The following is an 11,462-nucleotide window of genomic DNA, read 5'->3' as shown; positions in this document are numbered from 1 at the left end:
GTCAGTTCTCCGTCGTGCGCTCGACCGCTTCCGAGGCCGTGTCCGTCTTGGGATCGCGGCCGTAGAAGCTCGGGCTTTCGTTATAGATGCACAGCACCACCTTCCCCCGGCGCAGGCGCATTTCCTTGTAAACGCCGTGGACGACCACGAACTCGTCGCGGACGTCGAACGAGGCCGTAGCCTCGCTACCGTCGGGGTTGACGGTGAAGATCGCAGGAATCTCGCGTTGGTTCGGGAAGCGCAAAACGGTGAACTGCCCGTTGTCGCTGACTTCGGACGGTTGCAGCGCGGTCGCTCCCTGGACCTTGTAGTTGAGGTTCCGCGTCCCTTCGAGGACGCCAATATCCAGCGCCGACCTGATCGCGCCGTTCTGCGCGGCGAGCGCCGCGGCGAGCTGCGCACGCTGTTGCGCCAATCGGGCCTGCGCCGCCTCATATTCTGGATAGCGGAGCCGCACCTTGAAGAAGGTGCCCGGCGAGCGTGCCGTCGCAACCGTCGACAGCTCGAAGGTGTAATTGCGCTTGGTGCCCTGGAAATCCGTCACGACGATCAGGTTCGTCGCGCCGGCACGCTCGCGCGGCTTCACGAACAGCGAATTGTCAGCCGGCGCGACCTCCCACGACACCGTGTCGCCCATCGCCACGAACTTGATGACCTCGCCGGGGGCGAACTCGATCTGTGTCGCGGTGCGGAACGCGCTCCGGATTTGGATCACGTTGCCATCGGTATAGTTGACCTCCCGGATACGGGCATCGGGACCGCGTGCAGCGGGGGTCTGCGCCAGCGCCGGCGCTGCCGACACGGCGCCGATCGCCGCGGCCAGGAGCAGGATCGTCTTCATCGTGTCGGAACCTCCACGTCGGCCCGGTATGTCTTCACCTGAAACCCGAGCGGATTGGCGTATCGGCCGGATTCCGTCTCCGGCTTCGACAGCACGTCGAAAGTGATGGTCGCGATGGCCGGCGTCTCGATTATCTGCTGGTCGCGCTGGAGCCGCTTGATGAAGCGGACCTGCGCCACGTTCGGCGAGATGAAGGCCACGGAGCGGATCGCCACGAACACCGCATCATTGGCGGTGAACTGGTTTTGCGGAGAGTCCGGATTGTCCTTCTTGTAGAAGGCCGTCCAACGGTTCTGTTCCTCCCGCGCCGACAGGGCCAGCACCTTGCGGAAGAACTCCTCGCGCGCTTGCGGAATCCACCCCTCGCGAGCGCGCACGTAGTCGGCGAGGAAATACTTACGGATCGCCTCGTCATAGGTGATCGTCTTATCGCCGCGCAGCTCCTGGGTGACTTCCGTGGCACCAGTCGAGCGGTCGACGGTGACGACATAGGGAACGACCGTCTTGAGCGGTGAGAGCGCCAGCACCGCGGCTGCGCAGATGGCGGCGAACACGATCGCAACGGCCGCGACGATCCAGGCAATGCGCCGCGACCGGACCGCAGCCACGAACCGATCGCGATCCCAGCTTTCCGCTTCCGCGAAATATGCCTTCAGATCCTCGTCTTTATCCTTCACGCCGATAGCCATTTCAGCAGCTCGCATATGTGGTTGGGAGCGCCGCGGTCGGGCCGGCGCTCGGATTGAGCGCGCCGATCGCCGGCACCTTGCTCGACGTGTTCGCCCCTTGCGGCCCTGGCGCCGCATCCTCGGGCGGAAACAGGTTCGTCGCCGGTGCCGGTGCGGGTTGAGGTGTGCCACGTGGCACACTCCCCTCCGGAGGCGTCACAGCGGCCGTCGGGGCTGTCCGCGACGGGACCGAGGGCAAGATCGTCCCGTAGAGATTGGCAGGCCGCTTCTGGCGGCCATTGCAGCGGGGCAGCTTTTCGTCCTTTGCCGCGAGCGCCGGGACCGGGGGAGTAAGAGCCGCAAGGGCGAGAAAGGCCAAGGCCGCACCGAGCTTCATGCCGGGTCTCCGATTAGCTGTTGTTGTAGAGGGTGCCGCCAGCAGCTCGCGCTTCGGCACGCCGCGCGCGTGATTGCTGCCAGCGGTTCACCGCACGTTGCGGCGCGTTCGACCATGCGCGGCCGATCATCGGCGCGATCCCGCCGGTGGCGGCGTTGGCAAATTGGGAAGCGAGCGACGCGCCGCCACCACCCAAGCCCGCAGCCATTCCGGGAATCTGTAGGAAGAAGAAGAACCCCAGGGCGTAGAATCCGAGCGCTTTGACCGCAGCGAGGATCAGGGAGTCATCCTGCGTTATTGCATCAATGAAGGCGTCCGCTGCGTTGGCGATGAAAACCGTTACGAGCAGAGCAAATGCGACGAGGATGACGTAATTCACAATACTCCCGAGCCATTGGAAAAAGAACGGCCGAGTGGAGTCGAACAGAAGCGCCGCTACAAAGAGAGGCCCAACCGCAGCCAGCAGGGAGAGCGCGAAAAGGGCGAAGGCACAGATGGCGAACCCAAGCGCCGACGCCAGCAACGCAGCGAGCATAATGACGACGTTGATGATTTCGCTGACAATGATTTCATCCCAATTGTTTGGGATGCCGACGAGGTTGTAACCTTCCTCAGTCGTGTGGTTTTGGACAATCTCTTTGATGTTGGCGATGGCGCGAACGGCGCCTTTCAATATCCCGTCGAAGAAGCCACCCAGCCCGTTGACGTCCTGCGCGCCAACGGCATTTGCAACCTCTCTCGGCAACCCATTCATAGCGAGGAGCCCGACCGAAGCACCGTAGAGCGTCGTGACGGCGAACACGAGCGCAGCCAGCTTCATTCCGCGATAGACGAACTCCCGGAACGGATACTCGACCGCCCCCCGCAGGATCGCGAAGCCGAGGAGGATGATGTAGATCGTCACTCCCACCCGGAGCGGTCCCGAAATCCAACCAATGACGCCGGCATATGCCGCGATCACTCCCGCCAAGGCGGCGTCGAGTTGGTTGAACATTGCCGTATAGATATTGAAGCCCATTACACGACCCCGGACAGCTTAGCTTCGATCAGATGCCCGCCTCTTTGCGTAGCTTATCCGTATCGGCCTTGTTTCTAAGCAAGGTCTTGGCAGCATCGACGTTGTTGCAATTACTGACGACAACCGCAGGCCATGATGCCGGTGGACGCTGCGACGCCTTCCAAGTCGTGCAGATCGCGTCTGTCTCGGCCAGCTCGCCTTGATGATCCGCGTAATACTTCACGGTGCGCAACGGCATGTCGGACCGAAGCTCGCCTTGGTCGGAGCCGGATTCATTCGTTCCACATGCCGCCAGCGCCAGAATAATGGGGGCGAGCCACAGGACCTTGGTCATGGATTGACCCCGGCCTCAGCCCGTAATTTGTCGATTTCTGCCCTGTTGGAAGCGAGCGACCGCTGATAATCGGCCTCCGCCTTTGCGCGGCGCTGAAGCTCGATCGCCTGTAGCGCCATCTGATCGTTCATCATCTGCGCCTGTTCGAGCTGGAGCCGGGCCGACATATCGGCGCGCTCCGCGGCCGAGTTGGCGCTGGCGAGGCGGCTGCGCAGCTCTTCGAGGCCCTGGCGTCGGCTCGTCACCGCATCGCCGACGTTGCTGGCAAGGCCGGTGGAAACAGCCGCTTCCCGCGCACGCTGCTCATAGGCGGAGCGTTGTGCGGCAGTCATGGATTGGGAGCCGCGCCCGAGGAGGTCTTGATAGACGTCGTTCGCCTTGCCCCGCAGGCCGCCGATGACGTTCAGATCGCCATTGGTGTAGCCGTCGAGCGAACTGGACGACACGTTGCTGGTGCGCAGCACGTCGTTCTTGAGCTGTTGTGCGACATTGCCAATGTCCGTCATCTTGTTGAGGTCTTGGTAGAGCTTCTGCGCTTCCTGGATCTGCGCGGCGCCCTGCTGGATCACCTGAACGCCCTGCCGCACCTGCTCGATCTGCTGGAGGATCGAGCTGACGTCGTGGACCGGGATGCCCTGCGCATGTGCCGAGCACGCCAGCATGAGCGCTGATCCCGACAGCGCGAGTGCGATTGCCTTCATTCTACGCATGTCCCTTCTCCTTCAGCTTGGACGACGACGTTGGTGAAATACCGGGAGCCAGTTGGCTGAATCGGGGCCGAACTCGGCCGCGGCCTGGACGGCGATCGGCGTCGTCTCGGCGCGACCCGACAGCACGGCCAGCTCGTTATCGAGGCCGGTCAAGTCCAGCTCGACCACAACGCTGTCACGGCCCTGCTTCACCAGGAACTTGCGCGACTCCGGCGACAATTCCTCGCGGATGAGCTGGTATTCCGCGTCCGTGAGGGAGAAGCCCTCCACATAGTCGCGGCGTGATCCCTTGGGGTTGGGAAGCATCACCTGGGTCGCGACCTGTTCGAGGATCGAGTGCGCAATGTCGCTCTTGAGCGCGTCCGCCGGCGACTGCGTGGCGAACACCATCATCGCGTTGCGCTTCCGGTATGTCTTCAGGCCGTCCTGCGCGAAGCTCCGGAACGCATCGTCGCCGAGCGCCTTCCAGAACTCGTCGACGGCGATGATGGTGCGCTCGCCGGTCAGCAGCTTGTCGATCCGGTGGAACAGGTAGAGCATCAACGGCGTGCGGACGTCGGCGTTGTCGAGGAAATCCGTCATGTCGAACCCGATGAACCGGGCATCGAGCGTCATTTCGTCCGCCGCGTTGTCGAACACCCAGCCCATCGACCCGCGCGAGGTCCACTTTTCGAGGCGGGCGCCAATGCCGCCCGCATCCGCCATGCCGAGCATCGTGCGCAGCGCGTCTAGCGAACGATCCTCGCGCGGGAGCCGCATCACCGCGGCGATCCCTTCATCGATCATCCGCTCTTCCTGGACCGTGATCGGGCGGCTTTCGGTGCGGACGAGCTGGCGGACCCACAGCGACAGCCAAGCCCGATCCTCCGGCTTGTTCTCCAGCGCCTTCAAGGGCGCGAAGCCGGTCGGCTTGCCGTTTTCGAGCGTCAGGTAGGTGCCGCCCGAGGCCAGCACGAAAATCTGCGCGCCGCGATCCTTGTCGATGAATATCTGGCGCGCGCCCGTCTTCTCGGCTTGCGCCATCAGGAAATTGACGATGACCGTCTTGCCGCCCCCGGTGGGGCCGACGATCAGCGTGTGGCCTATGTCGCGCTTGTGGAAGCTGAAGAAATAGGGGCTGCGCGCGCTGGTCTTCATCAGCGCAATCGCGTCGCCCCAATGATTGCCGGTAGCCAGGCCGGCGGGATAGGTGTGGAAGGGCGAGAACGCCGCGAAATTGAGCGACGTGATCGGCGCCGGCCTCGCCCGCCATGCGAAATTGCCGACGAGCTGGCTCCAATAGGCCGCTTCCAGCGCCGCGCCCTCCCGCGCCGCGACCATGCCGGTATCGGCGAGCGCAGCTCGCGCGATCGACATATTGTCGCGCAGCCCCTTGAGGCTGTCCGAATAGACCGCGAGCGTGAAATGATGATCGCCCAGGACGAAGCGGTTGGACATGAGATCGTCCGCCGCGTCGACGAGATCGAGCATCTGACTGACGGCCCGATCGTCCGCGTTCTCCATCTGCTTTTGCCGCAGCCGGAACCGCTCCGATGCCGCCGCGCGGCCGAGGAAGGTGAAGGATTGCGTCAGCACGAACGCGAAATCGACCGCCAGCAGCGATTGGAACTGCGTCGGGGTGGTGGTCGCCGGATACTCCCGGATGCCGAAGATGCCGCCGAAGAAGCTGCGATCGGCGTCGCGGACCTCTACCGTCTCCCCGCCGAACACGACGCGCTGCCGATAGAGGGCGCTGCCGAGGTGCCCCCGGATGATCGGGACGCGGCGATGCCGGCCCGTCATCACCATTTCCGCGACCTCCATCGTCTCCGAGAACTTGAGGCCGTTGTGCCCGTAGATCGACAGCCGGCGCGGCGAGCAGCGATCCATCAGCTTCTCGAAATCGCGCGCCTTGTCCTCCAGCGCCTCCAGCAGATCGGCGTCGATCGCGTCGGCTTCCGATTCCGCCCGCGCCTTGTTCCTGAAGAGCTGGACGAGCTTGTCGGCGCCGTGGACCGACGGCCGCAGCACCAGCGTCACGAAGAAGCGGTTGATGAACATCCGCTCCTTGTTCATTCGCCCGAAATAGGCGGCATCGAGATCCCGTGCGAAGCGGGATCGGAAGTTGCCGCCCGGATATTGTTCGACGCGCGCACGCACGAGGTGGGTCCAGATCGACAGGCGGTCGTCGTGCAGGTTGCGCAGCATCCCGTTGAGCTTGGCGTGCCAGTCGTTGAGGTCGCGCACATCGGCCGTCTCGAAAGCCCGGCCTTGCAGCTCAAACGTCAGCATGATCGCGCCGGAATCGAGCACCACCACTTCGTCGGTGACGTGCCGCGCATACGGCAGGAACTTGGTCGGCATCACTTCCTTGAGCGCGACCTTCATCGGCACCTGTTCGGACAGGCGGTTGGCCCTAGCCATTGCGGCCGAACCCCTTTCGCTTGATGCCCTTCAGGGGGAGCGGCGTGTAGCTCGAGCCGCCCCAAAAGACGCGGTTGCGGTTGGCCGCCTTGGTGCGGCCCCATAGGAAGATCAGCCGGAAGGCGTTGACGTCGTGCCGCACCACGAGACGCGAGATGCCGAACATCACCGCGGCTACGACGCCGCCATAGATCGGGTTCGTGGTGCCGATCAGCGTGATTACCGAGGACAGCAGGATCACCACGGCCGCCTCGATCGGGATGCCCGCGAACAGCGCGGGCCGCGTCACCGCCAGGAACAGCGTGTTGCGCGCCATCACTTCCCGTTCTTCGTCCACGCTACGCCCTTTCACAAAACACAGGCGGAAGCGGGGCGTGGGGACGCCCCGCTTCCATGAAGATCAGCCCTGGAGCTGATCGACGATCCACGGCGCCGAGAAGATGATCGCGATGCCGATGATGACGGTGACGAGCGCCCCGGTGTTGACCCGACCCGTCAGCCACCCGAAGCCTGCCGCGATCAGCGCGAGGATCGCGACGATGCGCAGGAGGCCGTTGCTCAGCAGCCCGAGGACCGCGTTGCCGAAGCTCTCCAGATTGGTTTGTGCGAACGCCGGCTCGGCCGACAGCAGCGACGTCAGCGCGACCAGGCTGAACATCGACAGCACCCGCGAAAACTTGCGCTGGCGCGGGGTCATCGCGTCGACGTAGCCGGTGACACGGGCTCGGAGGGCCAGCGCCGGCCCACCGAAAGATGCGAGAGTCATCGGTTTTCTCCTTCTCCGGCGAGCCGCGCTCGCTCATATTCCGCCCTCGCAAACACGTCCCACGATGGCGGCGGTGGGGGTGGCGCAGCCTTCGACTGCCCCGCAGCGGACGTGTTTTCCTCGACCAGCGCGGCGAGCTGCGCAGCCGCGCTCGACCCTTCGCCGGTATCTGTTGCGCCGGTGGACGCGCTCACGCGGACGGCGACGGGCTGGATGCCGTCGGCGAAGCCGGCATTGCCGACAACTTTCCCGACATAGCCGTTGGAGAAGCCACGCGACTGCGACCCGGTGTTATACATGGATAGGGCAATGCGAAGCGCGCGCTGGGGGTGAAGCCCCGCGCGCACGCTCCGATAATTGCCGGACAGCACCGCTCCCGCCGCGGCGATGTTGGTGCAGGGATCGAACACATTGTCCCACGTCAGGCCGAGGGCCTTCATGTTCCGCGAGTTGATCTGGCCGAGCCCGAGATCGACCGAATAGCCCTTGCCGACATAGTAGCGGGCAGTCTCGACCGCCTGCGCCACGCTCGTCGCCGGCGCGGGCTGGCGTGCGATGCCGTTGACCCCGATCGCCAGCTCGAACCCGCGGCTTTCCGTCTGGACGATCGCCGCGATGGTAGCGGGTGCCACATTAGGCGCGCATTGCGCCGCGAGACCCATGATGACCGCGGCGGGGAGCGTCATTACCGCTCCAAACTTTCTGATCCGAGCGGACCACCCGGCTGCGCTGTGGCCTCTGCTTGGGCCACCTGCGCCGCCGAGGGCACGGTGTAGCGCGTTCGGTTGCCGTCGGTCATCGTCATCACGACGTATCCGGGCCGTCCGTTCTTCGGCTTGGTATAGTCCGCCTTACGGACCCCGCCCGCGCTACAGGTCGGGAAGCCCCCTCCCAGCGCCAGATGCGAGATCAGCTTGCGGATCGGCGGCACGCACTCGGCGAACTGCATCCATCCGCCTGGATTGCTCGCGCAAAGCAGCACCTCGCAAGCCCAGGTGGAGTCGGCCGCCCGAGCAGGCGTCGCGACGATCGAGGCAGCGATAAGTGCAGTCGTCGCGATAGAGGAACATAAGCGATTTGCCATGTTTTCACTCCTGTCGTGCTGACAGGGTAAGTCGCGACATGGACGGGGACTAGACCGAAAAGCGCGTTAGATGCTCGGTTCGTCTGTTTTTGAGAACGGTTCGCAGAACATCCAAATCGGATTAGAAACTGCTTGCCTCCTGCAATCCATGATAAGGATGCACGTGGATCACGCCTTCGTATCCGTAGCCCAGAACTATATGCCGAATGGCTGAAGAAGCCTTTTTATACAGGCGGATACGCTTCTTGTCGTAAAGACCGACATGGAACAGCGACGTGCCTCGCCAACTCACCCGGATATTGATGTGCCACTTGCCGCATTCATGCTGACAGACGTGGATGTCGGTGATGCTTCCGCCCGGGGGGCGTTGCGTCGTCAGCTCGCGCTCTAATATAAGTTCTAATTCCATCCTGCCCTGCGAATAAGCGATTTCATATGTTTTCGCTGGCGCGATGTTTTACGCCGCATTAATAGTTATGCGGGTAGACATGGGAGTGTCCAGAGATGGCCCGACGAGACGGAGCGTCGATCGAGGACCAGGCCGAGCGGATCGTCCGCCAGCTCGGCGGGAAGTGGCAGGGCGACTTCGCCATGTGTCGGTGCCCTGCCCACGCCGACGGCAAGGCCAGCCTGTCGATCCGGGTCGGCGAGCGGGCCGTCCTCTTCCATTGCTTCGCCGGCTGCACGGCCGATGCGATCATGTCGGCGCTGCGCTCGGGCACGATCCTCGCGCCCGCTGACCATGACCCCGGCCAGCGCCAGGAGAACAAGGCCGACCTCAGCAAGCTCGCGCTGGCGGTATGGCGACACGCCGAGCCGTTCGCCGGCACCCTCGCCGATCGCTACATGCGCGAGGGCCGTCTTATCCTTCCCGACGGCATTAACGCACGCTTCGATCCGCGCTGCCAGTGCGGCGCCGGCACCGCCAAGGCGTTCGCGCCGGCGCTGATCGTGCCCGTCGAGGAGGACTCCGGCGTCGTCGCCATCCACCGGACCTTCCTGCGCCCTGACGGGCTTTGGAAGGCCGACTTCGATGAGCCGAAGCGGATGCTTGGCAACCCCGGTGTCGGCGCGGTCCGCTGGGGCGGCATCCCGCTCGACGGCACGCTCCGCCTCGCCGAAGGCGTCGAGGACGCCGCGAGCGTGATGAACATGCTCGGGCCTGGACGCTTCGTGTGGCCCGTCCTGGGGATCGAGCGGTATCAGGCAGTAGCGATCCCGGAGAGCGTCCACACCGTCGTCATCTACAGCCAGCATGGGGGCGAGGCGGCGCGCGCTATCGAGCGCGCCACCCCGCACCTGACGGCCAATGGCCGCCAGCTCCTCGTCAAGCCGCCGCCCCATACTGGCGATTGGAACGACCTCTTGCGCGAGATCCGTTCGCTATGAAGCTGTTTCCGGGAGCGACGCGGTTCCAGCGATGGACGATGGGCGCGACGTTCCTGATCGTCGCGAGCTATGCAATTTCACAGAACAAGCAGTCGTTGATCGAAGTCTCGAAAACACGGCTTTCGTCGACGACGCCGAGAATTATCGATGGAGATACCATCGATTTTGCCAACGGGCGGGTGCGTGTCGTCGGGATCGATGCACCGGACGATGATTTGCCGCAGCTTAAAGCCATTTCGACAGACGTGTTGCGGGGTTTGGCGACCCGAGACGGTGGGATGGATTGTTCCGTGTCGATGTTCGATTACGCGCTTCGTCGAGAGAACCAGTGTCGGACCGATCCGAAGAGTTATGGCCGCTTGAATCTGGCGTGTCGCTTTCCCGCGAATAAGGCGAGTGTCGGAGCTACAATGGTCGCTCAAGGCTATGCCGTCGATTACCGGGTGTTTTCAGGCGGAGCCTATGTCGATTTGATGCAGAAAGCCGCAGCGAGAAGGGCAGGACTTTGGGGCGTCGACTATGAGGCGATGCGTCAACTTGCCGTTCGCAGGGCACAGGTGCCGCAGGGATGCAACGTAGGGACGATCAAGCAGTAAGCGGGGCCTGCCTCCGGCCCGTGCTCTACTCCGCGGCGCTACGCGCCGCTCCGCGGAACCCCGTCACCGGGTTTCCGCCCTACCGGGTGACGATCAGACTAGGCCACAGCGGGCCGCCCTCGCGGGCGGGCGTAGCTTGTGCGGGAAACCGCTCCATTGCTTGAGCGCGGTTCTCCCGCCGCCGTCGTGATCGGCCGTTGGGGCATGGCGCTATCCCTTGTCATCGGCGCCGTCCTGGCCGGTCGCGTCATACGCAATTTTCCCTACCTGCTCCCCAACCGCCTCCCCGGCCTGGTCCTCTACGAGCTGGGGCCGGCGCTGATCCTTGCGCTCGCGATCGGCGCCGCCATCGCCATCACCGAGACCGACAGACCGCGCCCCGGCATCCCGGCGCGGCTCGCGCTGTTCGCGCTCGCCGCGCTGGTCGCCGGCACCGTCACTCTCGCCATTGAGTTCGGCGCCGTCCTTCAGGGGCAATGGCTCTAGGGCCCGCGTGGAGGGTGTGCCACGTGGCACACTTAGATCGTATAAACGCGAATCCTTTATCAACTGTTGATAAGGTGCTATCTTCGGCGTGAAAGGAGATCGCGATGATAAGTGCCGATCTAGGTCAGCAGCTCGAAAGTTTCGTCGCCCAGCTCGTCGCTGCCGGCCGCTACAACTCGAAAAGCGAAGTGCTTCGCGAAGGCGTGCGCCTCGTGCAGGACCGTGAAGCGCGGCTCGCGGCGCTGGACGCGTCGATCGCCCGCGGTATCGCCGATGCGGATGCCGGGCGCACCACGCCCGCAGCCCATGTTTTCGATCGGCTTGAGGCCAAATACCGTGCCATGTCCGAAGGCGCCGAATGATCGTCGATTTTACCGACGAAGCCGAACACGATCTTGAGACGATCGGCGACTACATCGCCCGCGACAATCCGGGCCGCGCGCTCAGCTTCGTCCGGGAGTTGCGCGGCAAGTGCCTTGGCTTGGCTGACATGCCGAAGCGATTCCCCCTGGTCCCGCGCTACGAGGCCGCAGGCGTGCGTCGGCGCGGACATGGTGACTATCTGATCTTCTACCGTGTCGAGCCCGACAAGGTGGTGATCGTCCACATCCTGCACGGTGCGCAGGACTATGCTTCGATCCTCTTCCCCGCATGAGCCTCCGGCATCGGTCGCGCAATCGCGCGGTGTGAGCCTGTGGGCGCCGCAGCCCTCCCCCGGAGGCCCGTCAGCGCCGGGGAACACCAAGGGCGGCTGCCCTTTCGTTCCCGAA

Annotated in this window: 16 protein-coding genes; 5 read left to right on the top strand and 11 right to left on the bottom strand. The window is 64.0% G+C overall.

What is annotated here, in order from left to right:
- Position 1 precedes the first annotated feature (1 nt).
- The 11 genes from EV664_RS15135 to EV664_RS19320 all read right to left on the bottom strand — a co-directional run bounded on the left by EV664_RS15135 (position 2) and on the right by EV664_RS19320 (position 8,630).
- Positions 2–841 carry a TrbG/VirB9 family P-type conjugative transfer protein gene (locus tag EV664_RS15135; protein ID WP_133496556.1) on the bottom strand — a complete coding sequence of 280 codons (840 nt, stop codon included), beginning with the start codon at positions 839–841 and terminating at the stop codon, positions 2–4.
- Positions 838–1,530, bottom strand: a complete 693-nt coding sequence (locus tag EV664_RS15130; RefSeq protein ID WP_133496555.1) for a VirB8 family type IV secretion system protein — start codon at positions 1,528–1,530, stop codon at positions 838–840. Before EV664_RS15130 ends, EV664_RS15135 begins: the two co-directional genes overlap by 4 nt.
- A gap of 389 nt (positions 1,531–1,919) precedes the next feature.
- Positions 1,920–2,924, bottom strand: a complete 1,005-nt coding sequence (locus tag EV664_RS15125) for a TrbL/VirB6 family protein (RefSeq protein WP_133496554.1) — start codon at positions 2,922–2,924, stop codon at positions 1,920–1,922.
- Between the two features lie 28 nt (positions 2,925–2,952).
- Entirely contained in the window at positions 2,953–3,258 is a 306-nt protein-coding gene (locus tag EV664_RS15120; protein WP_133496553.1) for a hypothetical protein, read from the bottom strand.
- Positions 3,255–3,959, bottom strand: coding sequence for a type IV secretion system protein (locus EV664_RS15115; protein WP_244923138.1), 705 nt, complete (start codon positions 3,957–3,959; stop codon positions 3,255–3,257). Before EV664_RS15115 ends, EV664_RS15120 begins: the two co-directional genes overlap by 4 nt.
- Positions 3,960–3,980: 21 nt before the next feature.
- Positions 3,981–6,371 (bottom strand): VirB4 family type IV secretion/conjugal transfer ATPase, encoded by a 2,391-nt coding sequence (locus EV664_RS15110; RefSeq protein ID WP_133496551.1) that lies wholly within the window; start codon positions 6,369–6,371, stop codon positions 3,981–3,983.
- Entirely contained in the window at positions 6,364–6,708 is a 345-nt protein-coding gene (locus EV664_RS15105; protein ID WP_229668361.1) for a VirB3 family type IV secretion system protein, read from the bottom strand. The genes EV664_RS15110 and EV664_RS15105 overlap by 8 nt, the downstream gene beginning before the upstream one ends.
- A 63-nt stretch (positions 6,709–6,771) precedes the next feature.
- Positions 6,772–7,137, bottom strand: a complete 366-nt coding sequence (locus EV664_RS15100) for a TrbC/VirB2 family protein (protein WP_229668360.1) — start codon at positions 7,135–7,137, stop codon at positions 6,772–6,774.
- Positions 7,134–7,823, bottom strand: coding sequence for a lytic transglycosylase domain-containing protein (locus EV664_RS15095; protein ID WP_133496550.1), 690 nt, complete (start codon positions 7,821–7,823; stop codon positions 7,134–7,136). The genes EV664_RS15100 and EV664_RS15095 overlap by 4 nt, the downstream gene beginning before the upstream one ends.
- On the bottom strand, positions 7,823–8,221 hold the full coding sequence (locus tag EV664_RS15090) for a hypothetical protein (protein WP_188656464.1): 399 nt from the start codon (positions 8,219–8,221) through the stop codon (positions 7,823–7,825). Before EV664_RS15090 ends, EV664_RS15095 begins: the two co-directional genes overlap by 1 nt.
- 121 nt (positions 8,222–8,342) lie before the next feature.
- Positions 8,343–8,630 (bottom strand): hypothetical protein, encoded by a 288-nt coding sequence (locus EV664_RS19320; protein WP_162848876.1) that lies wholly within the window; start codon positions 8,628–8,630, stop codon positions 8,343–8,345.
- A gap of 95 nt (positions 8,631–8,725) precedes the next feature.
- On the opposite strand from EV664_RS19320, the gene EV664_RS15080 reads away from it, so the two are divergent.
- From EV664_RS15080 to EV664_RS15060, 5 genes are all read left to right on the top strand, one after another.
- Positions 8,726–9,610 (top strand): DUF7146 domain-containing protein, encoded by an 885-nt coding sequence (locus EV664_RS15080; protein WP_229668359.1) that lies wholly within the window; start codon positions 8,726–8,728, stop codon positions 9,608–9,610.
- Positions 9,607–10,206, top strand: coding sequence for a thermonuclease family protein (locus EV664_RS15075; protein WP_229668358.1), 600 nt, complete (start codon positions 9,607–9,609; stop codon positions 10,204–10,206). The genes EV664_RS15080 and EV664_RS15075 overlap by 4 nt, the downstream gene beginning before the upstream one ends.
- A gap of 156 nt (positions 10,207–10,362) precedes the next feature.
- The gene (locus EV664_RS15070; RefSeq protein ID WP_229668357.1) at positions 10,363–10,692 is read left to right on the top strand and encodes a hypothetical protein; all 330 of its coding nucleotides are present in this window, start codon (positions 10,363–10,365) and stop codon (positions 10,690–10,692) included.
- A gap of 104 nt (positions 10,693–10,796) precedes the next feature.
- Positions 10,797–11,054 (top strand): type II toxin-antitoxin system ParD family antitoxin, encoded by a 258-nt coding sequence (locus tag EV664_RS15065; RefSeq protein WP_133496549.1) that lies wholly within the window; start codon positions 10,797–10,799, stop codon positions 11,052–11,054.
- A complete protein-coding gene (locus EV664_RS15060; protein WP_133496548.1) occupies positions 11,051–11,347 on the top strand; it encodes a type II toxin-antitoxin system RelE/ParE family toxin in 297 nt (98 codons plus the stop codon). The genes EV664_RS15065 and EV664_RS15060 overlap by 4 nt, the downstream gene beginning before the upstream one ends.
- Positions 11,348–11,462 lie beyond the last annotated feature (115 nt).

The sequence above is a fragment of the Stakelama pacifica genome (genome assembly GCF_004361835.1).
GTDB lineage: Bacteria > Pseudomonadota > Alphaproteobacteria > Sphingomonadales > Sphingomonadaceae > Sphingomonas > Sphingomonas pacifica.
The sequence above is the reverse complement of the archived record's forward strand: the minus strand, read 5'-3'. Positions and strand labels throughout refer to the sequence as shown.

Coding starts and splice junctions, on each gene's coding strand:
- EV664_RS15135 (WP_133496556.1), bottom strand. CDS start 841: ATGAAGACGATCCTGCTCCTGGCCGCGGCGATCGGCGCCGTGTCGGCA.
- EV664_RS15130 (WP_133496555.1), bottom strand. CDS start 1,530: ATGGCTATCGGCGTGAAGGATAAAGACGAGGATCTGAAGGCATATTTC.
- EV664_RS15125 (WP_133496554.1), bottom strand. CDS start 2,924: ATGGGCTTCAATATCTATACGGCAATGTTCAACCAACTCGACGCCGCC.
- EV664_RS15120 (WP_133496553.1), bottom strand. CDS start 3,258: ATGACCAAGGTCCTGTGGCTCGCCCCCATTATTCTGGCGCTGGCGGCA.
- EV664_RS15115 (WP_244923138.1), bottom strand. CDS start 3,959: ATGAAGGCAATCGCACTCGCGCTGTCGGGATCAGCGCTCATGCTGGCG.
- EV664_RS15110 (WP_133496551.1), bottom strand. CDS start 6,371: ATGGCTAGGGCCAACCGCCTGTCCGAACAGGTGCCGATGAAGGTCGCG.
- EV664_RS15100 (WP_229668360.1), bottom strand. CDS start 7,137: ATGACTCTCGCATCTTTCGGTGGGCCGGCGCTGGCCCTCCGAGCCCGT.
- EV664_RS15095 (WP_133496550.1), bottom strand. CDS start 7,823: ATGACGCTCCCCGCCGCGGTCATCATGGGTCTCGCGGCGCAATGCGCG.
- EV664_RS15090 (WP_188656464.1), bottom strand. CDS start 8,221: ATGGCAAATCGCTTATGTTCCTCTATCGCGACGACTGCACTTATCGCT.
- EV664_RS19320 (WP_162848876.1), bottom strand. CDS start 8,630: ATGGAATTAGAACTTATATTAGAGCGCGAGCTGACGACGCAACGCCCC.
- EV664_RS15080 (WP_229668359.1), top strand. CDS start 8,726: ATGGCCCGACGAGACGGAGCGTCGATCGAGGACCAGGCCGAGCGGATC.
- EV664_RS15075 (WP_229668358.1), top strand. CDS start 9,607: ATGAAGCTGTTTCCGGGAGCGACGCGGTTCCAGCGATGGACGATGGGC.
- EV664_RS15065 (WP_133496549.1), top strand. CDS start 10,797: ATGATAAGTGCCGATCTAGGTCAGCAGCTCGAAAGTTTCGTCGCCCAG.
- EV664_RS15060 (WP_133496548.1), top strand. CDS start 11,051: ATGATCGTCGATTTTACCGACGAAGCCGAACACGATCTTGAGACGATC.